Below are 24468 nucleotides of genomic sequence, written 5' to 3' on the forward strand. Positions count from 1 at the left end.
TATCTATCTGCTATCAGCTTAGAAAGCTAAACGAGCTGATTGATTTGTTTGAATTCGGGCAGATTATAAAAATAAAGCCCAATGATTATCCCGATAAAGCCAATAAAAGCGATATACAATGCTGGTGAAAAGCTCACAAAAACAGTGGCATAACTGAGCGCAAAAGGCACTAGGCCGCCTACGATACCATAGGTCACGTTATAAGAAAAAGCCATCCCCGTCAGACGTACATTGGTTGGGAATAACTGTACAAAAATCGCTGGTATCATACCGACGATGCCTGCACAAAAACCCAAAAGAGCATACATGATGAGGATATAATCACCACCTGCATCCAAATGATAGAAAAAAGCAAAAACTTGCGCGATGAGTAATGCAGACCCAATGACTAAGATTTTACCGAAGTTTTGATAATTAGATAAAATGCCATAAAAAAGACAGCCAAAAATCATGAAGATGATACCAAGGCTGTGCGAAAACCCAAACAAATCACTGTCTATGGTAAAACGTAGCGTGATTAACTTTGGTAGGAGCAGCACCACGACAGTGACGAGGCTAGAGATAATCAATGTCAATATCATGCCGATGAATATTGAATGCTTACAATGTTTGAATAGCAGAGTGAATGGCTTTGCAAAACATTTACCAGGTTTTTGCTCTTTCATTTCGATAAAGAATGGTGACTCACTGATATAGCGCCATGCCAAGATGGGCAAAAAGCTGAGAATGGTCGCAACGATAAACGGTAAGCGCCAACCATCAGTGATTAACTGCTCTGTGGTCATCGAAGCCGTGAGCCACATAAAAAAAGCATTGGAAAATAACACACCTAGCAAAAAACTTACCATGATGTAGCTACAGCCAGCCGAAAGGTATTGCCGAGGCACATGCTCAGCGACGAAAATCCATGTTAATGGCGCAAAGACACCAAAGGCCATGCCTTGTATGATGCGAAGTGCAATAAATAAAGCTGGAGCAGCCAGTCCCCACTGTGCATAAGTAGGTAACAATGCCATCGCTAGCATAGAAGCTGCAGTGACTAGTATGCTTATTAATAACACAGGCTTGCGGCCTTTGATGTCGCCATAACGACCAAAGATAATGCCACCAAGCGGGCGGGCTAAGTAACCAATGGTAAAGAGCCCAAGCCCTTGCAATCTAGTAATTGCAGAGTCAGCATTGGCAGGGAAAAAAGCTGCCGAGATGACATCTACCATGTACAAGTAGATCAAAAAATCAAAGAACATCACGGCACTGCTAAAGCAAACAAATAATACTATATTTCTGTCTTTAGGAGACATGAGTTCATATTGAGGACGAGAAGGCATAATGTATCACGCATCCACATATAAAAGCGGTTATAGAGTCGGTCATCAGGTAGACAACCAACATCATAAAAAAAGCTAAGCCATTAGTATTAACGAATGACTCACCAAAATAAATATAAAGATTTTTAGATAAGCGTTGTTGCAGAAGGTTCAAGACTTAAGAGAAGACAGATATAAATAGATGCTCTCAAAGCCCTAGAGCAGCCAATCAATTGGTAGCCACGACATGACGGTTAGCCAAACATGATCTTTAAAATCTACCTTTGGCTCTGAGGTATAAACTACTTTTTCGCCATTTTCGAGGGTATGCCACTGCAGCTGATCACTCTCTACTAACCTGACTTCATAAGCTTGACTCAGCAGATTGTCGCCAAGTGTTTCGTGCAATTGCCGTGCCAGCTCATTATCATTAATGAGTACACCCATTTCAGTATTGATATTGGCAGAACGGGGATCTACATTATAAGAACCGATAAAAACTTGATGATCATCAACCGCAAAAGTCTTGGCATGCAGACTGGTTGATGATTGACTGCGAGCTTTCCACAGTTTGTTTTCACGTTTCTCTTCACTGGCAGTAGACTTTAGCTCATAGATTTTGATACCTGAACGTAGCAGTCTGGGTCGCCATTGACTGTATCCAGAATGCACAGCAGTGACATCGGTTGCATCAAAGGAGTTGGTCAAAATCTTGATATCGATACCAGATTCTGCCAGCTGTACCAGCGTATTAACTCCGTCTCTAGTAGGAACGAAGTACGATGAAATGATGGTCAGGTTTTTAGAAGGACTGCCTAATAAGGTACGCAGCTGATGAACAAGATTGGTGTCAGCTGGCACAGATTTGGTCAATTTACCAACATCGTCACTCAAAAACTGCATGTCTGTCCAGCGAAACGGCACGCGCTTATTGACCAGATCGGTATCGATAGAGGAGTCCTCAATAGCGGCTTTATAGATGGCTAAGCTGCTACGCGAGTTGGTCTTTTCGTCTTCGTCTAACTTATCTAGCCCCGTCAAAAAATCATTGGTAGCGCCTTTATTGAGCGTCACCAGCGTTTCGATATCAAAAGATATTGGCGAAGACCAGTAGCTAGCAAAGCTATTATCAATGTCGGCCACTACTTTGCCAATCAGCAAGACATCTAAGTCTGCAAACTGGCTGTTTTGATCATTGCTCAGATATTCGTTGCCAATATTTCGGCCACCGATGATGGTAATCTGTCTGTCAAAAGTCATGCTTTTATTGTGCATACGTCTATTGATGCGGGGCAGTCCAGTCACATAGTTAAGTGATTGAAATTTACGATACATCAATGGATTTACGATACGCACGGCAATATTTGGATGACTAGAAAAGCGCAGTAGGTGTTGATCAAACTTAGCATCGTTATTAAAATCGTCAAGTAATAAGCGCACAATGACCCCGCGCTCAGCTGCTTCCCACAAGTCCTTTAACATCAGCTGACCAGCTTGGTCATCGTGCCAGATATAATATTGCACATCAATATTACGAGTGGCCATATCAGTCAAAATACTACGTGAGGCAAAAGCATTCGCACCAGTGACAATGGGGTGATAGCCTGACAGTTCGGGATGACTCTCGTTTTGCTCAGTAATGGCTGCTACCAGATTGGTGTTTTCTATATCAGCAGGCAGTGAGTTCTCGCCATTATTTTGGTTATTATTGCTTTGAACATGATTAATATTGCTACTGCTGTCAGTTTCTTTATTTTGAGCTTCTTCTAGGTTGTTTTCTTGTTGATATAGAGCATTGACACGTGCTGATAAGGCTTGGCTTTCAGGCAAGTGTGGCTGTCCGGGCAAAATTTGACACGCACTAAGCCCCAACGTCAGTCCAAGCGTTAGGCTGAGTGACAAGTTGCTTGGCTCTATACTGAACATCGACATAACTATTTACCTTGATGAGCTTGGTTTATTGTAAAGTGTACTGTAATTTAATAAGGCAAATCTAGCCATAATCTGGTCCAAAATACTCGATTAAGAATACTGGGTGAAGCAAAAGTCAAATTGCCGCTAAGCTTAGCAGGTGTAGTGATATCTTCCTATTAAAAATTCGTTATTTTTCTTAGCGTGGCCAACACAGTCTGATATTCATAAGCAAGATTTGTGGCTCGTCAAAATAAGATGTTTGGAATAAAGTGACATGATATGATAACGCTGCATTTAGAGCTACTCTACAATCAAGGTTCAGATAGTCATTAATGGCGTTTCGGGCATATTCAATATGTCCTTGTGCTAGTCTTTTTAGGATTAGCAAAGTCCAAAAGTATGACCAATGCCAGCATGAACGATAATATCAATAATAGTAATGGAAAAGTTATGAGTCAGTCGCAAGCGCATGATGATAGTGGTTTAGATTCGAACTGGCGTGATGACGCCCTCGATTTGGAATTGGGTTATGGTATGCAAACCATCGCTGTACGAGCAGGACACCACCGTACCGATGAGGGTGAGCACTCAGAAGCGATATTTACGACCAGCTCATACGTCTATACTTCAGCAAGCGATGCGGCCGCGCACTTTAATGGCACTAAGACGGGCAACGTTTACTCACGTCACACTAACCCAAGTGTGCGCACCTTTGAGCGCCGTTTAGCAGCCTTAGAAAATGGTGAGCGTGCGGTCGCTACGGCCTCGGGTATGGGCGCAATTTTGACCATGTGCTTGGCTTATCTAAAGGCGGGTGATCATCTGCTTGCCGCCAATCAGTTATTTGGCTCATCTATTGGCTTATTTAATAACTACATGGCTAAGTTTGGTGTCGAGGTCAGCTATGTTGATTGCTACGATAATGAAGCATGGGCAAACGCTGTTCAGCCGAATACCAAGGTTATTTACTGTGAAAGCCCAAGCAATCCCTTAGCGCAGATTTGTGATATTGGCTATTTAAGTAAGCTGTGTAAAGCCAATCATATTTTGTTGGTCGTTGATAACTGCTTTGCAACGCCTGCGCTGCAACGCCCATTAGATTTGGGTGCCGATGTGATTATTCATTCTGCGACCAAATATCTAGATGGTCAGGGTCGAGTGCTTGGCGGTGCGCTCGTGGGTAGTGATAAGCTGATGCAAGAGGCGTTCACTGTCGTACGCTCTGGTGGTATCAGTATGAGCCCGTTTAATGCTTGGGTATTTACCAAAGGTCTTGAAACGCTCAAGCTCCGTATGCAGGCTCACTGTGCCAACGCCAATCAAGTGGCACAGTTTTTGGTTAATCATCCTAACGTCAGTAAAGTGCATTTTTCGGGGTTGTCCGATCATCCTGCTCACGAGTTAGTGAAGCGTCAGCATCATATGCCAGAGGGTTATGGCGCAATTATGGGGTTTGAGGTAAAAGCTTCTGCTAACCGTGATGCGACCGCGGCTGCTTGGCATATCATTGACTCGACGCAAATGATATCTATCACCAATAATCTTGGTGATGCCAAAACGACTATTACTCATCCTGCAACGACCACTCACTTCCGCCTGACTGCAGAGGCACGTGCTGAAGCGGGCGTCAACGATAGCCTTATTCGCTTGTCGGTTGGACTGGAAGATGTAGAAGATATTATTAAGGACTTGGCGCGCGGTTTAGACAGTTTGTGAAGATGACTGTATAATCGCTGTCAACGCATGCCAATAATGCATGCTAATAACACATGAAAGCGACGTTAATTAGCTATGTTAGTTAGCTACATTAATTAAAAATGACGTTATTACTAATGACTCATTACTCCAAAATGCAAAGAGGCAACTATGAATATTCAAGCACTGATGCAGCAAGCACAAACGATGCAAAAGAAAGTCGAAGCAAACGTTGAAAACGCCAAAAAAGACCTAGCCAATAAAGAAGTTCAGGCAGAGTCGGGTAGTGGTTTGGTAAAAGTGACCATGACTGGACGTCATGTAGTGAAACGCTTGACCATCGATCCAAGCTTACTTGAAGATGAGCCTGATATGATCGAAGATTTGATCGCAGCTGCGATTAATGATGCGGTGCGTCAAGCGGATGAGCTGTACGAAGAAACGATGGCTGGCGCGACTTCAGGTATGGGTTTACCACCAGGTATGCAAGGCCTGTTCTAAGCATTTTTATGGTAAGTACTGTATATTGAAGACAATAATGGGGTTGTTATCTATAGGATGCGACCCCATTTTTATAGCTACGGTTTATAGATAAAGGAAGCAACTTTGCTCACAGCCAAATTTGATCATCTGGTGAAACAATTGCGTATCTTGCCTGGCGTTGGCCAAAAAAGCGCCCAACGTATGGCGCTGCATCTGCTTAGCAAAAAACGCCCACAAGGCATGGCGCTTGCACAAGCGCTTGATGAGGCGATGCGTGATATCGTAGAGTGTCAGCGCTGTCATAGCTTTAGTGATGACGCTATCTGCCCATTATGCCAAGATCCAAGGCGTGATGATGGGTTACTATGCGTGGTTGAGACCGCAGCGGATGTGATGGCTATTGAGCAAACGGCAGGCTACCGCGGACGTTATTTTGTCCTAGGGGGACATCTGTCACCTATTGACGGTGTCAGTGCTGATGATTTAAACATTGATCAATTGGTATGGCGTGTCAAACAGGAGCCTGTCGAGGAGCTGATACTGGCAACGGGTACTACTGTAGAAGGCCAGACCACCGCGCACTTTATCAGCGAAGCAGTGAGTCGCTATGTTAAAAAAGTCACCCGTTTGGCACAAGGTGTGCCCATGGGCGGCGAGCTTGAATACCTTGATAGCATGACCCTTGGGCAAGCCATGCAAAACCGCTCTTTCTTATGATCTGTCATGGTCTCTCCATTCAATGAAACTTTTGTAGACTAGAAATCACTGTAGACTGAAAGCTCAGTCTTTTATCTAAGCGCTATTGTTAGCGCTTTCTTTTCTTTTAATTATGCAGGTATTTGCCCGTGTCTGACCCTTTATCCAATATAAATACTCAATCTGACTCTTCCTCATACGCTCACCCTGCTGATTCTATGCAAGAACAGCAGGGAAAAACAGCGACAAACACAAACGAGGCAATGTTACCTGCTGAACCTGATATCGATGCATTATTAGACATTGCGGATGAAGTCGCCATCACGTGGGTGCGAGAGCAAAGCCAGTTGGATGAAGTGATTGATGCGTTAGAGACTTGCGGGCGGGTGGCACTTGATACTGAATTTATCAAGCGTGATACTTATTATCCGCGTCTCGCCTTAGTGCAGTTAAATATTGGTGACCATATTTATTTGTTAGATGCGCCGCAGCTGCGTTTAGAGGAGTTATGGCAGGCACTGACCGAAGTTGATATTGCTATTTGGCATGCTTGCGGAGAAGATCTGGGTATTTTTTACCTGTTATCTGGCTGTCCTCCATTGACCAATATTTTTGATACCCAGATTGCACTGTCTTATTTGACAGGTCAACTACAAATGGGCTATCAGCAAGCGCTCGATGAGCAGTTGGATATGCACATTGACAAAGAACACAGTCTGTCTGATTGGCTCCAGCGTCCACTGACTGATGAGCAGGAGCAATATGCGATTGATGATGTGCGCTATTTACCCGCACTGTATCTCAGTATTGAGTATGCACTGAAATCGCAAGGGCTGTATGACCATGTATGGGAAGACTGTCAGCTTTATGCTCATGAGCTGTATCAATCGCAGCATGTCGCAGATGATGCCATATATCTGACCATGGCAGATTATCGTTATACCTCGCAGCAAATGGCAGTACTAAAGTCAGTGGCGACTTGGCGTGAGGAATTGGCTCGTGCGACCAATCAGCCGCGTACTTTTGTCATCAAAAAACAAGCGGTGCGGGAGATTATCACTGAGCAGCCGACGAGTATGCGTGGGCTTGCGCACAAAACCACGATGCACCGTAGTATGCTCAGACTATATGGTGAGGAGCTGCTAAAAGTCATCAAAGACGCCAAAGCGCTTGCGCCTGTTGAATATCCAGAACCGCCGCTACCGCCTTATCGCTCAAAAAACAAAGTGCTGTCAAAGGCCGTGCAGGAAGCGATTGATGAGCAGGCTGAGAAGCTCGGTGTCCCAGCCAATGTGCTGATGCGCAAAAAGTGGCTTGGGCAACTTTATGAAGTCATTGCTTTTGATAAAGATCTAGCAGACATGCCACAAGGTTTGCAGGGTTGGCGCTATGAGTGGGTGACACAAACGCTTATTCCAGTGATTGAAGTGCATAAAACTGAGCTACAGCAGGGCATGGGCATCAGGAGTTAGCGGTGTCTGACTATCAGCTAGCGTTTAAACTGTCCATGCTGTAAGAAATGCGCTGTTTGCCAAGCGACACCTTTATTGATAAGCATACCCGTATGGGTGACGGGCATGATGAGATGGTCGCTAGCAGCGTCAAGCTTGGTCTCCGAGACATAGACAGTACCATCGTGGGCGAGCAGCTCATCAGACAGCGCCGTACCTGATTTGCGTAGTTTGCGGTTATGATAGTGCAAAAATGGCTGTCCCAACCCTTGGGGCTTATTGCCAGCAATCACTCCTAAATCAATATGCTCAGGCAGTGGCGCAGCAGTGCCATCTAAGGCGTTTTCATATGACTTGCCGACGATCGCTGGCGTGAGTTGCCAAATATAATCCGCGCAGACGCTGCCATTATGCGGCGTGCCGAGCGTCACGCAGCGACCAATCTGCCACTGTGGATAATTGTAAATAAAATCACGAACAATTAAGCCGCCCAAGCTATGCGCTACCAAGTCTAGCAACTGGTCAGGATGGTGATTGGCTTCAAGCCAGCTATTAAGGCGGGCGCTATTGGTCTTGATGCCATCACGCATACTGCGATAGCCATATTGATAAGTATCAAACCCTTGTGCTTGCATGCGTCTAGCCATTGGGCGCATGATAAAGGGCGCTTGATGCAGACCATGAATAAGAATCAGGCGGTTTTTTTGGCTCATGCGGTTGTCCAATGGCTATGTAATAGTAATTTATTGATCAGTAAAGCAAACAAAACGTGCCAAATCAAGTGCTGACATAGAGGGCGCCTTAGATATGATGAGCCTTAGCCGTTCAAAAAACTATCTCTCAAACTTACCATACTTTAAAAAGTAAGCGGTCTGATAGGCGACACTGTCATCTACCAACATCTCCATGTGCGAGACAGGCAGAGTAATATGGTCTGCAGCGTTGGGTAGCTGGGTCTCGTAAACAAAAACGGCCCCATCATGCTCGCGTTCATCGAGCGTCAAGTTGGCCTGATATTCATGATACATCAAAACAACTTGGCTAAAGTTATTGGGCACATTACCTGCAATGACGCCCATGCAAACCCCTTCTTTCAATGGTGCTATGTTGCCATCTAAGGATTTTTCATAGGATTTACCAATCAGAGGTGGTATCAAGTCCTTTATGTATTTTGCTTTGATACTGCCAATGTGAGGCGTACCTAGAGTGACGCAGCGGCCAATCTTCCATTGTGAATAGCGGGCAATAAAATCTCTGATCATCAGACCACCCAAACTATGCCCAACCATATTAATGGCTATATTTGGATCGTGGTTTTTTTCCAGCCAATTATTTAAGTTGTCACTATGCTGGTCAAGCGTTTCACCCAAGCTATCGTAATCAAACTTAAAAGGATGAAAGCCTTTGATTTGTAGTTTTTTGGCCAAAAACTCCATATACAATGCATTTTGGTGCAGTCCATGAGTTAAGACGACGAAGGGCTGTGAGGCATCATGCTCTGTTGTTGGCGGCGTATTACTAGAGAATAGGCTGGTAAGCATGATATTTCATTCCATGGGGTGTTGGTATGGCTTTGAGAATTAATGGCTGTATAGCGTTCTAATTATTAGTAATTATACTGACCATATCAAAAAACCTCCAAATCATCGCTGACTTGGAGGTTTTTCTTTAATTTATGACAGATCAGAGTTTGCGTCTGTCAGTATCGAGGATTACATATAATTTTCGATACTTGGGCAAGAGCACATTAGGTTCTTATCACCATAGACATCATCGACACGGCCAACCGAAGGCCAGAACTTATTCTGACGTATATACGGTAATGGGAATGCCGCAACATCACGGCTGTACGGATGTTTCCACTCATCAGCAGTGATGACTGCTGCAGTATGCGGCGCATTGACTAGAGGGTTGTCCTCTAACGTCCAACCCCCTTCACCCGCTTTGGCTTTCATGGCTTCAGCTTTGATAGATTTTAGAGCATTGATAAAGCGATCTATCTCTTCTTTTGATTCAGACTCAGTAGGCTCAATCATCAGAGTCCCTGCTACTGGGAAGCTCATGGTTGGCGAGTGGAAGCCATAATCCATCAAGCGCTTAGCGATATCACTTTCAGTGATGCCAGTCTCTTCTTTTAGCGGACGAATATCGATGATACATTCGTGCGCCACACGGCCATTTTTACCCGTGTACAAAACAGGGTAGTGGTCTTTTAAGCTGTCAGCCACATAGTTGGCATTCAACAATGCAAGCTTAGTCGCTTCAAGTAGACCGTCACGTCCCATCATCGCGATATACATCCACGAGATTGGTAAAATGCTTGCTGAGCCATAAGGCGCAGCTGATACAGCTGAGCAGTCGTTTTGCGCGTTATGCACAGGGCTAATAGTATGGTTGGCGATAAAGGGTGCTAGATGCGCTTGCATACCGATAGGACCCATACCTGGGCCACCGCCGCCATGGGGAATACAAAAGGTTTTGTGCAAGTTCATATGCAACACGTCGGCACCGACTTCAGCAGGCTGCATGATGCCAACCTGTGCGTTCATATTAGCGCCATCCATATAGACCTGACCACCATGTTTATGGATGAGGTCACAGATATGGCGGATGCCTTCTTCAAACACACCATGTGTTGATGGATAAGTGATCATCAAAGCGCCTAGATTCGTGCTATGCTCTTCACACTTAGCAGTTAGGTCATCGATGTCTACGTTACCATTTTCGTCAGTTTTGACCACCACAACTTGCATACCCATCATGATTGCGGTCGCAGGGTTGGTACCGTGTGCTGACTGGGGAATCAAGCAAATGTCACGGTCCGTCTCGCCAAGCGACTCATGATAGCGGCGAATAGCGAGCAGACCTGCATATTCACCTGATGCACCAGAGTTTGGCTGCATGGATATCTCATCGAAGCCAGTAATGGCTTTTAACTGCTCTTGTAAGCTATCAATCATTGAGATATAGCCAGTGACTTGGTCACGCGGCGCAAAGGGATGCACATTGGCAAATTCAGGCCATGTGATTGGTAGCATCTCACTGGTCGCATTCAGCTTCATGGTACAGCTACCCAAGGAGATCATGCTGCGGTTCATCGCCAAGTCTCTGTCTTCAAGGGTCTTTAGGTAGCGTAGCATTTCGTGTTCGGTATGATGTGAGTTGAACACTGGATGCGTTAAGATGTCGTCAGTGCGCAGATGCTCTGTATTGAGTGAAACAGTCGCTTTTGCAGGCAAGTCGTGCGCTTTATTGACAAACAACTGAGTTAGGACATTAAAGTCCTCTTGGTTACTCACTTCACTAAAGGAGACGCTGATTTTGGTGTGGTCGATCCGCCATAAGTTAAAGCCAACGTTATCTGCATTTTCGAAGATTTGAGTGGCCAGCTTCTCTGAACCGCAATCAACGACGACGGTATCGAAGAATTGATCATGTACCACACTCAATGAGTCGCTGTTGTTTCTAATCACCTCAGCAAACGCAGTAGCCATCGCATGGATACGGGTTGCGATACGCTTAACGCCCGTTGGGCCATGATAGACGGCATACATACCCGCTAGGTTGGCGAGCAATACTTGCGAGGTACAGATGTTTGAGTTGGCTTTTTCGCGGCGGATATGCTGCTCGCGCGTTTGTAGCGCCATACGTAGAGCAGTATTACCTTGCGCGTCTTTTGAGACACCAATGATACGACCAGGCGCTGAACGCTTGGCTTTATCAGAAAAAGCAAAATAGGCGGCATGTGGACCACCAAAGCCCATAGGAATACCAAAGCGCTGCGTGCTACCTAACGCCACATCTGCACCCATATCAGCAGGTGATTTTAATAATACCAAGCTCAAAATATCGCTGACAACTGAGGTATAGGTTTTGTTTTTCTTAACAGCGCTGATCACGTCGGTTAAGTCTTTGACATCGCCTTCTTTACCGACATACTGAAATAGGGCACCGAAGTAATCACCAGATTTGGCGGTTTCAAAGTCACCGACCACCACTTCCCAGCCAAAGTATTTAGCACGAGTACGAATCACGTCTAGGGTTTGTGGGTATATGCGCTCATCGACAAAAAACTGCGTGGATTTGCTTTTGCTCATGCGCTTTGACATGGCCATCGCTTCAGCGGCTGCAGTCGCTTCGTCTAGTAGTGAAGCACCAGCCAGCTCAAGGCCAGTTAGGTCGATACATACTTGCTGGAAGTTTAATAGTGCTTCAAGGCGACCTTGGGCAATCTCAGCTTGATAAGGGGTATAAGCGGTATACCAGCCTGGATTTTCTAGGACGTTGCGCTGAATGACGGCAGGCATACGTACCGGCGAGTAACCTTGACCGATATAGCTTTTATTGACAGTAATATTGTCCGCCATCGCTCGTAGTCTGGCGAGTGCGCCATGTTCGCTCATCGCTTTAGGTAGGTTTAAGGCTTTATGCATACGCACAGGCTCAGGGACAGTACTATCGATAAAGCTGTCCATATCTTTATAACCAATAGCATCCAGCAAATCAGCCTGCTTAGCATCATTAGAGCCTAAGTGACGGTAGACGAACTCCGCTTCATTAAATAAACCTGCAAAGGTGTCGAGCGTCGGGTTTTGAGAGGTAGTCATGACATTCCTTAATAGAGTCGATGAAAAAGACAGTAAGTGTGGCAAAAACAAGTTTGATAAATAATAACCTGCTAAAAGACGGTCTTAGCAAGGTAGAACGATATAAAACAGATCTATACGTAATGTACAAGCTGATCTGGATCAAAGCGAAACTGTGTATGGTAGATACCATTATCAGCACGTGCACCTGCACCGATCATCATAACAATATGATGATCGTCGCCAAGTCCAAGCAGCTTTTTCATAGCAGGTTCATCAAAGCCGCCCATCGGGCAGCTATCAAACCCATGCGCACGTAACGCTAGCATCAGGTTTTGTGCCGCAAGTGCTGCATTGTTGGTCGCCCAGTTTTTGACATCATCAAACGTATAATACGGCGATTTGATCGGGCCTTTTGCTCGTCTTATCACTTGAATAGTGCCCCATTTAGCAGCGGAGACGATGTTGACAGGCCCTCGTAAGAAGTCTAACGTGACGACTTTGTTATAGTAGTCCTTGACTTTTTTTGGTACGGGGTTGACTGGATATTCACGCAACACTTGTTTGGCGTGATCATGCCAGTTATCGGTGCGTGCCACCACAGCGATTAAACGTGCAGACGTTTTTGCGGCGTTTTGGTTCATGCAGTTTTTGATAGCACGTTTTCGGCTGTCTACGCTGTCTATGACGTAAAACTCCCACGGCTGCAAGTTGCTAGAGTTTGGGGCGAGCATAGCCAGTCGCAAACAATCATCAAGCACGGCATCAGGAATCGGCGTATCGGTAAAGCGGCGCACTGAGCGACGCGACTCAACGACTTCACGAAACGCTTGTAGATTTGGAGTGTGAATGGATGCTGCTGTGCTGTCTGCTTTGTCTATACTCATATTAATAGTATCCGCTTTATAATTAAGAGGCATTAACTTAAAGGCACTAGTTGCGAGCCACTACCAGTCGTACTGTAGTGTTGTCAAAGTATTTGGACCATAAAATCGTGTGACAGTTAGTCGAATGTTTGAACTTAAGTATGGGTGATACCTAAAGGCAGATATCAACAGACCGCTAATATCTGCAATCGCTATAGTTGGTTCGCTTTAAGACCGATACGGGGCTACTGGGGGCTTCGTTTGACATTGCTATCGCTGCCTTTGTGCAGCAGTATGTAAAGAAAACCTATACCAGTAGCATGTGTCATTAGGCTATCGGTTTTATTTTGAACAGATTATATAGCTACTGATTCGGCAGCAGCTTATTAGTATTGGCATTTATCGCTTACAGCTCGTTTTCGTACTCTTCAGCAGTCATTAAGGCTTCGTAGTCTGCTATATTGTCAGGCTTCATTCTAAAGAACCAGCCTTCACCATATGGGTCTGAGTTGATGATTTCTGGATCGTCTTCAAGGCTTTCGTTAACCGCAACGACTTCGCCTGAAAGAGGAGCGTAGATGTCAGAGGCCGCTTTTACCGACTCGACGACCGCTATCTCATCGTCGACAGCGATAGTATCTTCCACATCAGGTAGCTCGACGTAGACGACATCACCTAACGCATCTTGTGCATGGTCCGTGATACCAACGGTGATGGTGCCATCTTCTTCTAGGCGCAGCCATTCGTGACTGGCGATATATTTGAGTTCTGCTGGGATGTTGCTCATAAAGTACTCCTTTGAGGATAAAGATCAAAAATGAGAATGATAGACTAACCGAAGGCATCAGCGAAAATATCGGTTAACCCATAATCAAACAGTATTGCTTAAAATTAGTCAATACTAAAACCAAAACAAGGCATTATCAATTAAAGTTGTATTTAGTCAAACTGCTGCTTGCCATTACGGACGAAAGGCAGCTTTAGGACACGAGCATCAACAAACTTACCTTTACCGCGCAAGTCGATTTGTACCTTATCATCATCTGATAGGCTGGCAGGCACACGGGCGATAGCGATAGATTGCTTTAAGCTAGGAGAGAAAGTACCACTGGTAATGAGGCCTTTTTGCTCATTGTCTTCTCCCTGATTAATAGTCACTTCCATGCCTTCACGCAATACGCCACGAGTGGTCAGCAATAGGCCAACTTGCTTCATCGCTGTATTGTCTTCTTTGGCTTGTTTGCGCTTGCTCACCAATGCTTCACGCCCAACAAAGTCACGCTCGTCTTTTAATGCCAATGTCCAGCCCATGTTGCACTCATAAGGGCTGACGTTCTCATCCATATCATGGCCATACAGGTTCATACCTGCTTCCATACGCAGAGTATCACGAGCGCCAAGTCCAGCAGGCTTGATGCCCGCTGCTTTTAATTGTTCAAATAAATCGGCCGCATCATCAGCAGGCATGATCACCTCGACACCGTCTTCGCCAGTGTAGCCAGTACGTGCGACGAACCAATCTGGTCCTTCGAGATCAGTCAGATCAGCACCAACAAAAGGCTTGAGCTCAGCGATAATGTCAGCCCAACCAGGCTTGACTTGGGTGAGTTTGGTGACTGCATTTGGGCCTTGAACGGCGAGCATAGCAAGCTCGTCGCGCTCAGTAATGGTAACATCAAAACCTGCAGCAGTTTTATGGAAGTGGGCGATGTCTTTGTCACGAGTCCCTGCGTTCGAGACGATACGGTATTCGGTTTCATCTGCATTCGATAGATAGACGATAAGGTCGTCAATGATGCCGCCTTGTTCATTAAGCATAGGAGAGTATAAGGCCTTTCCGACTGTTTTGAGCTTGTCGACATCATTTGCCAGTAGCTTTTGTAACCATGCTTTGGCATCAGGACCTTTGACGTCAGCGATGACCATATGTGAGACGTCAAACATGCCTGCATCAGTGCGCACGGCTTCATGCTCTTCGATTTGTGAGCCATAATGAATGGGCAGCTCCCAGCCAGAAAAGTCCACAATTTTGCCACCGCTATCGACATGAGACTGATATAAAGGAGTACGCTGAGGGGCTTGAGTATTCGTGTTTTGAGAATTGGTATCGGTCATAACAAATCCTTATGTAGACGTTATCAGCACCAAGTAAAATAAGTACGGTGTTTGATAAGCGTCGTAACAGTAGCGAGAAGCAAGTATGCAGGGTGCAGACATTGCGCTAAAAGGTGCCACAAAAAAAACAAAGCCGTGTGCCAAACAGACGCCAAACGTCGGTTTAAGCAAAAGCCCCATCTGTCCTGTGACCTGAGATTTTCAACACGATAGCTGTATATCAAAGGCTATGTACTCAATATGAGCTCAAAACCTATAGCGTCGTGTTTTCTCCCCTTCGGTGGATAAGGCATCGTTTGTCCTTACCGCTCTCCAGATTTGTTATGCGGTGATATAGTTTATCGCGTCAGCAGATAAACATAGCAGGCATGTGTCTTTCAGTCCTTTTACCTGAGCGATTGGCAGGGTGGATGCGCCTTCGGTGGTTGTATGACAGTATGGATGGCGTTTAATAAACGCGCATTGCTGTCAAAAAACTCTCTCCTGAAAAACCCTTTTATTATGAAAGGTTCACAACCTTTTTACAAGTCATCTACAGGATTAATGTCAATAATTTTATAAAAAGCCACTAAACCACGGGTTTTAACCGTTAATGAGACTAAGTGTAGCGATAATCTCAATAACGATAGTAGCAAGAATCTTAGCCAGTATGACTGATTATTAACGGTAGCAGCCATAGAGCAAGAGAGTATGAAAGGGTAAGCTTGTATAGTAAGTTATAACCAAATGCTACTCTCAACTATTCTACAATTATTGGTGTAGGCTGGTGCTTTTAGCCCAGCATTTTGCTTATGTAAAGTTTCAAAGCTGGGCTGAAAGCACCAGCCTACGATAGTTCATACTAAGTTGAGAGTCAGGTATAACTAAATGTCACTATAGATAGTACAGTAAACCGTGCTAGGCTTAGTATCTCGTTATGTTCGAGTTGTTTTTAAGTGTTTTGAAAGACTGTTATAATCCACATTTTTTAATTCTTAGTATGAGATAGGGTGCCTTATGCATTGTGATATTTATAAATTTCCCAAACATGACGACATGTATGTGTACATCGCTCGTCCTGACTATCCTGATGATACCGAGGACATTAAAGATTGGTTAGGTGTGTTGCCAAAAGATTTTCGAGCAGGGCTTGGAGTTAGCAAGTTTGTCATGCATTTAGACCTTACAGAGACTACCAAGCTTGCGCGCGTTGACAAGGAAGAGGTGTTGGCAAAATTACAATCACAAGGTTATTTCGTCCAAATGCCACCGCAGGATGTCATGCGCCGACAGGCTGAGCTACGTGCTCGTGAAGCTCAAGATAATATTTACGACTGATTATGAGTAGAGTCATGCTTCACAACACTAAACCGCTACTAGTGAAGGGAGCGTGGCAGAGGTGATTGATAGTTGAGTCTGTATAAAACGGCTACCAAAAGCCCACGTAAAAAAGCCTCTCGATAAAAGGTGAATATGCCTTTTACTATAAAGTCGTGATAAACTAGCTACTTATCAAGCGTGCACGTTCAGCGTTATCTAGCAACCTTAACCCATCAAAGTTAAACCTTGTTGGATGCTCGGATGACTGACTTGCTAAGCCATATCAATGTCGCGCGCGACCTATAAACGCAGGTGTTTAAACACGCATGGACTGGTTAAAAAGTATTTTACAAAGCTTACCCCTAGATAAAATCAGTGACCTTCTCGGTGAGATCGTCATTTGGTGGAGTCAGATGGTAAAGGGTGTGCCGCCCGAAGATCTCCCAATGTATGCTTACCTTGGTGGCAGCGTTATAGTGCTGATTCTATGGATACTGGTTGCCCGCATGCTACCACGCCCATTGGGCGGTATGAGCTGGATGGTGATATTTGCCGTCTTACTTGCCCCAGGCACAGCGCTCGGTGATCCCAGTCAAATAGCACCAGCCAGTATCAGTGTTGTCTATGCGATTATGATGAAAGACATTGCTGGGGCGGTTGCCAACTCTTTACCCATTTTGGTGGTATTGGTCGTCGGGTTATTTGTTGGTTTTGTCTGGCAGCTTATCCGCGGGGCATTTGAATCAAGCCTGGACAAGGCGCGTCGCAGTACTGAGGAAGATGCGCAAGCAAATATGCAACTGGCGACAGGGAATTATTTAGGAAAAGAAACTGCTTTAGAAGAAAAAAGCTCAGAAAAAAAGAGTGGTAAGCACTTGGTAGAAGAAGTCTTGGCAGCTAAAAACTCAAAAATGAAAGCGCCACCAGAGAGTAGCCAGCTAACCAAGCAGGAGTCTGAAGTAAGTTTGCAGAAGCCAAGCTCCGTTGATAGCAAGGCTGATTTGGCGTCACCAATTGCCCTAGAAAAACCAACCGAGCCTGTTGGTAAAGCGCTTGATGAACCTATTGATACTACTAACACCACCACACCTGTTAAAGAAGTAACTGATAAAAAGCTGTAATCTATACGCTTACGCTATAGTTATACCAAACCCAAAATATATAGTATAATCCACTTATGACTATACCAATACATAACCTAGAAGACCATGACTTTGGCAAACACTCAAAGACTGAGCGCAATCCCAGAGCCCGACTACGCCTGCTCATCTTATACCAATATAGTATAGGCAAAGCCACCAACGATATTGCCAAAGACCTCTGCATACATCCTGAAACTGCCAGATGGACGTTGAAGCGATACTATGAACGAGGACTTGAAAGTCTCTACGATCGTCATCGTCGAGGTCGTCGCAGCAAATTGGCAGAAGCAGACACAGCCGCTTTTAAAGCCATGATAGTCTCTGAACAAGAAAAGCGCGCTGGCGGTCGTCTAACCGGCAAAGACATTCAGCAATTGGCTAAAGAACACTACAACGCTCACTACACCGTTAACGGTATCTACGAGCTACTCAAGCGTATTGATATGAGTTGGATAAGTGCTCGTAGTCAGCATCCAAAAGCCGACCCACAAGCTCAAGACGCTTTTAAAAAAACTTTATAGCACAGGTTAAGGCGTCACTGCCTACTGATGTGAGCCTAGATCAAGTGGACATCTGGTTTCAAGATGAAACTCGAATAGGACAACAAGGCTCATTGACCAGAGTTTGGCATTACCGCGGTGGGCGACCTCGACTGATCAAGCAGCAACAGTTTCATTCCGCTTATCTGTTTGGTGCCTTTTGTCCAGCGACAAAGAAGGCTGTCGGCTTAGTACTGCCTTTCGTTAATAAACACACCATGTTATTGCATATGCAAGAGATTAGTAAAGCCGTTCCAAAAGGACGTCATGCGGTGGTGGTGATGGATGGCGCATTATGGCATCCACCAAGCTTGAATCAGGCTAATGTCACTATGCTTAAACTACCGCCTTATTCACCTGAGCTTAATCCCTCTGAGAGAGTATGGCAGTACCTTAAGCAAAATGAGCTATCTAATCGTTGTTATGACAGTTATGAGGCTATTGTCGATGCCGCATGCTTGGCTTGGAATAATCTACTTAAACAGCCACAAAGGATTCGGTCTTTAACTACTCGTACCTGGGCGCAACTTTAATTGTTGGGTTTGGTATTATATAAAGATAAAAGACACCTATGAGTGTCTTTTTTTATGGCAATACGCTAACTTAAAGTCATTGAAAATATTTAAGATTTGTTAGAACGCGCTCTAGTTAACTGCGAACGCATAAGTATTTTGGCATTCAGTAGGGCTGTGCTAACCTAAACCATCATTTTTTGTATTGATCCTCTATACCTTCTAATAATACTGATTGAGACTTAACCATGAGTACTGAAAATAACATCGCAAAACCAAGCTTTACGGGTACAGATAGCTATATTGCCACTGATGATCTGCAACTGGCAGTCAACGCGGCGATGACGCTACAAAAGCCACTGCTGATCAAAGGTGAGCCAGGCACAGGCAAGACCTTATTGGCAGAGGAGGTGGCCGCAAGTTTAGGTATGCCGCTGATTACCTGGCATATCAAATCCACGACCAAAGCTGAACAAGGGCTGTACGAGTACGATGCAGTATCGCGCTTGCGGGATTCGCAGTTGGGCGATGATAAGGTCTATGAGATTGGCAACTACATCAAACCTGGTAAGCTTTGGGAAGCCTTTACCAGTGATCAGCGCAGTGTGCTCCTGATTGATGAAGTGGATAAAGCAGATATCGAGTTCCCTAATGACCTGCTGCATGAGCTCGATAAAATGTCTTTTTACGTTTACGAGACTGGTGAGACTATTACTGCCGAGCAGCGCCCAGTCGTGATTATTACTTCAAACAATGAAAAAGAGCTGCCAGATGCATTTTTGCGTCGCTGTTTTTTCCATTATATTGACTTCCCTGATGAGCATACCATGCGTCAAATCATTGACGTGCATTTCCCTAATATTCAAGAAAAACTGGTCAATGATGCGCTCGATATTTTCTATAAGTTACGCAATATTCAAGGGCTTAAAAAGCCACCATCAACCTCAGAGTTGGTTGATTGGTTAACCTTATTACTCGCTGATGATATGGCACAAGAAGAGTTGGAAGAGAACTTACGCGGTGAAAAGTCTATTCCGCCATTGTATGGTGCGCTGCTGAAAAACGAAGCCGATGTCAACTTATTACAGCGTTTTGCCAATATGATGCGTCGTTAAGGTTAAACACTATGTTTATCAAACTATTCTATACCTTACGTACTTACGGCGTGCCTGTTAGTACGCGCGAGCTGCTTGATTTAAATGCTGCGCTTGAGCAGGGTTTGATGATGCAGCCACATCCTGAATATCCAGATGACCCAGAGCTGCGCGATTTTGCCAGTCGGGAAGATATGTATCGGCTCATTCGTTTGTGCATGGTCAAGGACGAACGCCACTTTGATAAATTTGATCGGGCGATGGCCGATTACTTCGAGGGAATCGACAGTTTAGACATCGATGAGCTGATGGCAAAGCTCACTGATATTCCACAAGAGTGGCTCGACTTAAAGCTAGATCCGAGAAATCTAACAGAGGAGCAGCGGCGACTGCTAAAAAAGTACGGTTCGCTTGAAGAGTTGATGAAAGCTTTAGAAGAGCGTCTCAAAGAGCAAAAAGAGCGTCATCAAGGGGGCAGTAAGTGGGTTGGCACAGGTGGCACCTCGCCGTTTGGCGCTTATGGCGATCACCCAGAAGGTGTACGCGTGGGTGGAGAGTCACGTAAACGCAGCGCAGTCAAAGTCTGGGAGCAGCGTAAATACCGTAATCTTGACGATGATAATCTGCTTGGCACCCGACAAATTCAAATGGCACTGCGTAATCTGCGCCAATTTGCACGCACAGGTAGCGCTGATGAGCTAGATATACATGAGACCATCAAGCGTACTGCCAAAAAGGGTGTACTCGATATTCATATGCAGGCTGAGCGCCGTAACCGTGTCAAAGTCCTGATGCTATTTGATGTGGGCGGTAGTATGGATGTCCATATAGAATCGTTAGAAAAGCTGTTTTCTGCTGCTAAAAATGAGTTTAAAACACTTGAGTTTTTCTACTTTCATAACTGTCTTTACGATTATGTTTGGAAGGATAATAATCGTCGTCATAGTGCGCCTATGCCAACGTTTGAGCTGCTAAATAAATATGGCCGTGAGTATCGAGTAATCTTCGTAGGTGATGCATCGATGTCGCCTTACGAGCTATTTTCAGTCGGTGGTAGTGTTGAGTATATGAACAAAGAGGCTGGCGTAGTGTGGCTAAAGCGCGTCCTTGATCATTTTGACAAGGTCGCTTGGCTAAATCCTGAAAACCAAGCTTATTGGCATTATACTCAGACGATCGTCGAGATAAAAAAGTTGGTTGATAATCACATGTATCCGATGACATTACATGGGATAGAAGACATGACAGCCTATTTAGCACGCTAGTTGTTAGTCGATACTGAATAACCATGCGCTGGTATATTTGTGCGAGTGCTCTGAGTTTATTTAACATAAAAAAGCAGCCACTATTGATATAGTGGCTGTTTTTTTATTAGCTTATACCAAGCCCAAAAAGTACGATTAACTTTGTCAAACTTGCTAAGTCTACTAGGAGTAGTACTTGCAAAAGTTTTCCGCTTAATCTAACTTTTGGGAATGGTATTATTTGACCTAAAGACATATATAAATAAGAGTCAAAATAATTTGTACCAACCATTCTGGTCGCGCAGGTGTTACAAGAATGTCTATCAATAATCCTATCGTTAAGTCTTGATAGCAATCATGACTAGACTTGCAGGAGCTTAATTCAACACTGGTTTTTTATGAACTTAATTCGATTTATATTATTTGAATTTATAGATTGAAAGTTGAATGATATCTTAAGATATTCATACTTTCTAAAAGTCCATAACTATGGAAGATACGAGTTACTTAAGTTAAATCCTAATGATGGTTTTATAAGTTACTGTAATATATAGTGTTTTTAGTAATAACTGTGGTGAGGGGTTGCTATTTAAGCAGAGTTATTATCTATATTTATCTGTTATTCATATGATAAATGACTATTATTAACCAAAAATCATGCATAGAGCATAAAAAGAAAATAGTAAATTTAATCGAAAAAAATCGATAGATATATGACGAACGGTTGTTAATGGCTGCTGAACGGTGTTGTCTGTTTTCATAAATATCCTGTAATATGAATATATATAGAGAGGTAGGCGAATTTAAACAAGATGCTGCATTTTTTAAACCTTAATAAGAATTATATTGAAGCTTAGAGTTTCAAATCATCTAAGCTTACAGCTCGTTTCATATCGTAATTTTGACTCTCTATATCATAGGTTTTTGATTTGGATCTAATAGATCTATACTGGAGTATATGTTATGAATCGCAACTATAAAGTCATATGGAACAACGCTCTTAACTGCTTCACTGCTGTCGCAGAATATGCGAAGGCACGTGGTAAGTCGTCGAAGTCTAGCGTAAGTTCTAACGCTAGAATAAACACTACTTCTAAGCATTCTTCTACAGGTATTCTGCGCTCAAGTGCGATTGGAATAGGGATGATGGTCGCTGGTTTTGGTATTCAAGCAAACGCAGCTCCTCCTGTGCCTCTTTGTGTAGGTATGACTTCAGTAGAATGCGGTATAAATGCCAATGCCAATCCTTATTACGCTATTGCTATAGGCAAACATGCTCAAGCTGATGGTGTGCTCTCTACTGCTGTGGGGACACATGCTAGAAGTAAGGGTGTTGCATCCTCGGCCTTTGGTGCAGGAGCTTTCGCGACTGAACATGGATCAGTCGCGCTTGGTGCTGGTTCAAGAACAGATAGCGCTGCTACTTCTGAGAAAGTCATGACTGTCGGTGGGGAAACTTATAAAATCGCTGGCAACGTTTTATATCACAACAACACCCTAATGCCTGGTGCGCAAGTATCAGTTGGTTCTGCTGGGTTTGAAAGACAAATTAAAAATGTGGCAGGTGGTAAAGTCAGTAAAACCAGTACCGATGCTGTCAATGGTAGTCAGCTTCATGCAACTAACACCACCATCAATCGTGGCATCAAATTTAATGTGAATGACACGCACAAGAAAACCTTTGCCTTAGGTGAAGAGATTAAGCTTGATACGGACGCCAACCTAACCACCACGCCGTTATCTACCAATGATGGAATTAAGCTAGCCCTTAACGATGTAGTCAACATTGGAACTGCCCAACCAATCACTATCGACGGTACCGAAGGCACGATCTCAGGGTTAACCAACACTACATTTAATCAAGACATGGCCTACCAAGGTGGTCAAGCAGCTACCCAAGAGCAGCTGTCACAAGTCAATACCAATATCAGCACCACGATAGATAAAGGCTTGAGCTTTACGGGTGATGATACCAACATCGTCGTCAACCGTAAGCTGGGTAAAACGCTTTCTATCAAAGGCGGTGCCACTGAATTGACTGAAAATAATATTGGAGTGGTAGCTGATGAAGATGGCAACCTTAATATCAAGCTAGCCGAAAATATAGCTCTTGGCGCAGACGGTAGCTTTACCATAGGCAATACCTTAATAAATCAAAGTGGTTTTACTTTCATTAGTGAAGGGGGTTCAGAGAAGACGGTTATGCTTAGTAGTAGTGGCCTGAACAATGGTGGTAACAGAATCACTAATGTGGCCAGAGCTACAGAAGGTACAGATGCGGTCAACTTTGATCAATTAAATGAAGTTAGAGACAGTGCTACATCCGCTAACCAAGGTTTTAATATTAGTGCTCAAGGTGAGAATAAAAGTACAGTAAGACCAGGCGATAGCGTTGACTTCAATAATCAAGACGGTAATGTCGTGGTGTCTAAAGAAGCCGATAGTAACAATATCAGCTTTGATTTGAACCAAAACGTTAATTTAGATAGCGCGACCTTCGGTGATGTGGTTGTCTCAGCCAATGGTCTAAACAATGGCGGCAAAAAGATTACCAACGTAGGTAACGGCACTGTAGCTGCAGGCTCTAGCGATGCCATAACTGGCGATCAGCTTAACAGTAATGCAGATTCTATTACTAACGTAATTGGTGGTAATGCTGTGAACAATGGTGGCGTTATTACTACTACTGACATTGGCGGTACCGGTCAAAACACTATTGATGGCGCTATCGGATCTATACAGCAGGGCGTGACTAACACTAATGCTCAAGTAACGACTAATACCACTAATATTGCCAATAATACTAATAGATTGGATGGCGGTTTAAACTTTGGTGCTGATAATGGTAACAATATCAATAAGCCTATAGGTGATGATAGCGTACTTGGTTTTGTAGGTGGTAATAACATCACAACCACTACGGTGGGTAGCAGTATTAGGTTTGATTTAAATGGCAACATTAATGTCGACAGTGTGACAACTGGTAGCGTTGTCGCTGGCAATACGACAGTTAACAATAATGGTGTCACTATCGCAGGTGGCCCTAGTATGACAGTTGACGGCATTAATATGCGTGACAAAGTGATTACTGGAGTCGCTGACGGTGTTAAGGATACTGATGCTGTGAATAGAGGACAGCTCAACAATCAGTTCGATACGATTGATAGGTTGATCAATAGCGAGCTCGCTAATATGGACTCAAAACTTGATGATCGAGTCAACTCGTTAGGTTATAGAATTGACGATGTTGAAGACGATGCGAATGCAGGTATCTCAGCAGCAATGGCGATGTCTTCACTGCCACAGGCTTATATTCCTGGTAAATCCATGATAGGTGGCGGTATTGCCTCATACAATGGTGAAAGTGCCGTTGCTATTGGTGTCTCGAGAGTCTCAGACAATGGTCGGTGGGTGATGAAGATAAATGGTACAGCAGATACTCAAGGTAATGCTGGCGGAGCTATCGGAGCAGGCTTCCACTTTTAATTCAACCAAAAGTATTATGACACTGCCTGTGCTCAAACA

At 44.2% G+C, this 24468-nt stretch carries 19 protein-coding genes and 2 riboswitches; of the genes, 11 read left to right on the forward strand and 8 right to left on the reverse strand.

The features are described 5' to 3' along the window. Nucleotides 1–26 precede the first annotated feature (26 nt). Both JMX03_RS05070 and JMX03_RS05075 read right to left on the reverse strand, forming a co-directional pair. Complete coding sequence (locus JMX03_RS05070; RefSeq protein WP_201594948.1) at nt 27–1328, reverse strand: MFS transporter; 1302 nt, start codon at nt 1326–1328, stop codon at nt 27–29. 195 nt (nt 1329–1523) lie between these two features. After that, on the reverse strand, nt 1524–3239 hold the full coding sequence (locus JMX03_RS05075) for a phospholipase D family protein (RefSeq protein WP_201594950.1): 1716 nt from the start codon (nt 3237–3239) through the stop codon (nt 1524–1526). 432 nt (nt 3240–3671) lie between these two features. Here JMX03_RS05075 and JMX03_RS05080 point away from each other — a divergent pair, with 432 nt between their 5' ends. The 4 genes from JMX03_RS05080 to JMX03_RS05095 all read left to right on the forward strand — a co-directional run bounded on the left by JMX03_RS05080 (nt 3672) and on the right by JMX03_RS05095 (nt 7567). After that, nucleotides 3672–4937, forward strand: coding sequence for an O-succinylhomoserine sulfhydrylase (locus JMX03_RS05080; RefSeq protein ID WP_201597814.1), 1266 nt, complete (start codon nt 3672–3674; stop codon nt 4935–4937). A gap of 150 nt (nt 4938–5087) precedes the next feature. Next, nucleotides 5088–5417, forward strand: coding sequence for a YbaB/EbfC family nucleoid-associated protein (locus JMX03_RS05085; protein ID WP_201575139.1), 330 nt, complete (start codon nt 5088–5090; stop codon nt 5415–5417). Between the two features lie 105 nt (nt 5418–5522). Next, a complete protein-coding gene (gene recR / locus JMX03_RS05090) occupies nt 5523–6116 on the forward strand; it encodes a recombination mediator RecR (RefSeq protein WP_201594952.1) in 594 nt (197 codons plus the stop codon). Between the two features lie 128 nt (nt 6117–6244). Then, nucleotides 6245–7567, forward strand: a complete 1323-nt coding sequence (locus JMX03_RS05095) for a ribonuclease D (protein ID WP_320158298.1) — start codon at nt 6245–6247, stop codon at nt 7565–7567. Between the two features lie 17 nt (nt 7568–7584). Here JMX03_RS05095 and JMX03_RS05100 read toward each other — a convergent pair whose 3' ends face one another. The 6 genes from JMX03_RS05100 to gcvT all read right to left on the reverse strand — a co-directional run bounded on the left by JMX03_RS05100 (nt 7585) and on the right by gcvT (nt 15113). Beyond that, nucleotides 7585–8259: an esterase/lipase family protein gene (locus tag JMX03_RS05100; protein ID WP_201594954.1), complete on the reverse strand. Its 675-nt coding sequence runs from the start codon at nt 8257–8259 to the stop codon at nt 7585–7587. A 120-nt stretch (nt 8260–8379) separates the two neighbouring features. Beyond that, nucleotides 8380–9087, reverse strand: coding sequence for an esterase/lipase family protein (locus JMX03_RS05105; RefSeq protein WP_201594956.1), 708 nt, complete (start codon nt 9085–9087; stop codon nt 8380–8382). 171 nt (nt 9088–9258) lie between these two features. After that, nucleotides 9259–12153, reverse strand: coding sequence for an aminomethyl-transferring glycine dehydrogenase (gene gcvP / locus JMX03_RS05110; RefSeq protein ID WP_201594958.1), 2895 nt, complete (start codon nt 12151–12153; stop codon nt 9259–9261). 113 nt (nt 12154–12266) lie between these two features. Next, nucleotides 12267–13019, reverse strand: a complete 753-nt coding sequence (locus JMX03_RS05115) for a nitroreductase family protein (RefSeq protein ID WP_201594960.1) — start codon at nt 13017–13019, stop codon at nt 12267–12269. 385 nt (nt 13020–13404) lie between these two features. Further along, nucleotides 13405–13785 (reverse strand): glycine cleavage system protein GcvH, encoded by a 381-nt coding sequence (gene gcvH, locus JMX03_RS05120; protein ID WP_201594962.1) that lies wholly within the window; start codon nt 13783–13785, stop codon nt 13405–13407. A 152-nt stretch (nt 13786–13937) separates the two neighbouring features. Further along, a complete protein-coding gene (gene gcvT / locus JMX03_RS05125) occupies nt 13938–15113 on the reverse strand; it encodes a glycine cleavage system aminomethyltransferase GcvT (protein WP_201594964.1) in 1176 nt (391 codons plus the stop codon). Between the two features lie 170 nt (nt 15114–15283). Next, nucleotides 15284–15439: riboswitch (glycine riboswitch) on the reverse strand. Nucleotides 15440–15481: 42 nt separating this feature from the next. Then, nucleotides 15482–15609, reverse strand: a riboswitch (glycine riboswitch). 500 nt (nt 15610–16109) lie between these two features. On the opposite strand from gcvT, the gene JMX03_RS05130 reads away from it, so the two are divergent. The 7 genes from JMX03_RS05130 to JMX03_RS05160 all read left to right on the forward strand — a co-directional run bounded on the left by JMX03_RS05130 (nt 16110) and on the right by JMX03_RS05160 (nt 24429). Continuing rightward, on the forward strand, nt 16110–16430 hold the full coding sequence (locus JMX03_RS05130; protein ID WP_201594967.1) for a YcgL domain-containing protein: 321 nt from the start codon (nt 16110–16112) through the stop codon (nt 16428–16430). 308 nt (nt 16431–16738) lie between these two features. Further along, entirely contained in the window at nt 16739–17533 is a 795-nt protein-coding gene (locus JMX03_RS14935) for a hypothetical protein (RefSeq protein ID WP_227695336.1), read from the forward strand. Between the two features lie 56 nt (nt 17534–17589). Next, a complete protein-coding gene (locus JMX03_RS05140; protein WP_201594969.1) occupies nt 17590–18075 on the forward strand; it encodes a winged helix-turn-helix domain-containing protein in 486 nt (161 codons plus the stop codon). A gap of 44 nt (nt 18076–18119) precedes the next feature. Next, on the forward strand, nt 18120–18626 hold the full coding sequence (locus tag JMX03_RS05145; protein WP_201594971.1) for an IS630 family transposase: 507 nt from the start codon (nt 18120–18122) through the stop codon (nt 18624–18626). A 227-nt stretch (nt 18627–18853) separates the two neighbouring features. Then, a complete protein-coding gene (locus JMX03_RS05150; protein WP_201594973.1) occupies nt 18854–19720 on the forward strand; it encodes an AAA family ATPase in 867 nt (288 codons plus the stop codon). A gap of 11 nt (nt 19721–19731) precedes the next feature. Then, nucleotides 19732–20964 carry a vWA domain-containing protein gene (locus tag JMX03_RS05155; protein ID WP_201594975.1) on the forward strand — a complete coding sequence of 411 codons (1233 nt, stop codon included), beginning with the start codon at nt 19732–19734 and terminating at the stop codon, nt 20962–20964. Between the two features lie 942 nt (nt 20965–21906). Then, nucleotides 21907–24429 (forward strand): YadA-like family protein, encoded by a 2523-nt coding sequence (locus tag JMX03_RS05160; protein ID WP_201594977.1) that lies wholly within the window; start codon nt 21907–21909, stop codon nt 24427–24429. Nucleotides 24430–24468 lie beyond the last annotated feature (39 nt).

This window comes from Psychrobacter fulvigenes (assembly GCF_904846155.1).
In the GTDB taxonomy this organism is placed as follows: Bacteria; Pseudomonadota; Gammaproteobacteria; order Pseudomonadales; family Moraxellaceae; genus Psychrobacter; species Psychrobacter fulvigenes.

Excerpts from the sequence above, each read along its gene's own strand:
- JMX03_RS05150 (WP_201594973.1), top strand. The coding sequence starts at position 18,854 with ATGAGTACTGAAAATAACATCGCAAAACCAAGCTTTACGGGTACAGAT.
- gcvT (WP_201594964.1), bottom strand. The coding sequence starts at position 15,113 with ATGACCGATACCAATTCTCAAAACACGAATACTCAAGCCCCTCAGCGT.
- JMX03_RS05155 (WP_201594975.1), top strand. The coding sequence starts at position 19,732 with ATGTTTATCAAACTATTCTATACCTTACGTACTTACGGCGTGCCTGTT.
- gcvP (WP_201594958.1), bottom strand. The coding sequence starts at position 12,153 with ATGACTACCTCTCAAAACCCGACGCTCGACACCTTTGCAGGTTTATTT.
- JMX03_RS05130 (WP_201594967.1), top strand. The coding sequence starts at position 16,110 with ATGCATTGTGATATTTATAAATTTCCCAAACATGACGACATGTATGTG.
- JMX03_RS14935 (WP_227695336.1), top strand. The coding sequence starts at position 16,739 with ATGGACTGGTTAAAAAGTATTTTACAAAGCTTACCCCTAGATAAAATC.
- gcvH (WP_201594962.1), bottom strand. The coding sequence starts at position 13,785 with ATGAGCAACATCCCAGCAGAACTCAAATATATCGCCAGTCACGAATGG.
- JMX03_RS05160 (WP_201594977.1), top strand. The coding sequence starts at position 21,907 with ATGAATCGCAACTATAAAGTCATATGGAACAACGCTCTTAACTGCTTC.
- JMX03_RS05085 (WP_201575139.1), top strand. The coding sequence starts at position 5,088 with ATGAATATTCAAGCACTGATGCAGCAAGCACAAACGATGCAAAAGAAA.
- JMX03_RS05080 (WP_201597814.1), top strand. The coding sequence starts at position 3,672 with ATGAGTCAGTCGCAAGCGCATGATGATAGTGGTTTAGATTCGAACTGG.
- JMX03_RS05100 (WP_201594954.1), bottom strand. The coding sequence starts at position 8,259 with ATGAGCCAAAAAAACCGCCTGATTCTTATTCATGGTCTGCATCAAGCG.
- JMX03_RS05140 (WP_201594969.1), top strand. The coding sequence starts at position 17,590 with ATGACTATACCAATACATAACCTAGAAGACCATGACTTTGGCAAACAC.
- JMX03_RS05115 (WP_201594960.1), bottom strand. The coding sequence starts at position 13,019 with ATGAGTATAGACAAAGCAGACAGCACAGCAGCATCCATTCACACTCCA.
- JMX03_RS05070 (WP_201594948.1), bottom strand. The coding sequence starts at position 1,328 with ATGCCTTCTCGTCCTCAATATGAACTCATGTCTCCTAAAGACAGAAAT.
- JMX03_RS05105 (WP_201594956.1), bottom strand. The coding sequence starts at position 9,087 with ATGCTTACCAGCCTATTCTCTAGTAATACGCCGCCAACAACAGAGCAT.
- JMX03_RS05075 (WP_201594950.1), bottom strand. The coding sequence starts at position 3,239 with ATGTCGATGTTCAGTATAGAGCCAAGCAACTTGTCACTCAGCCTAACG.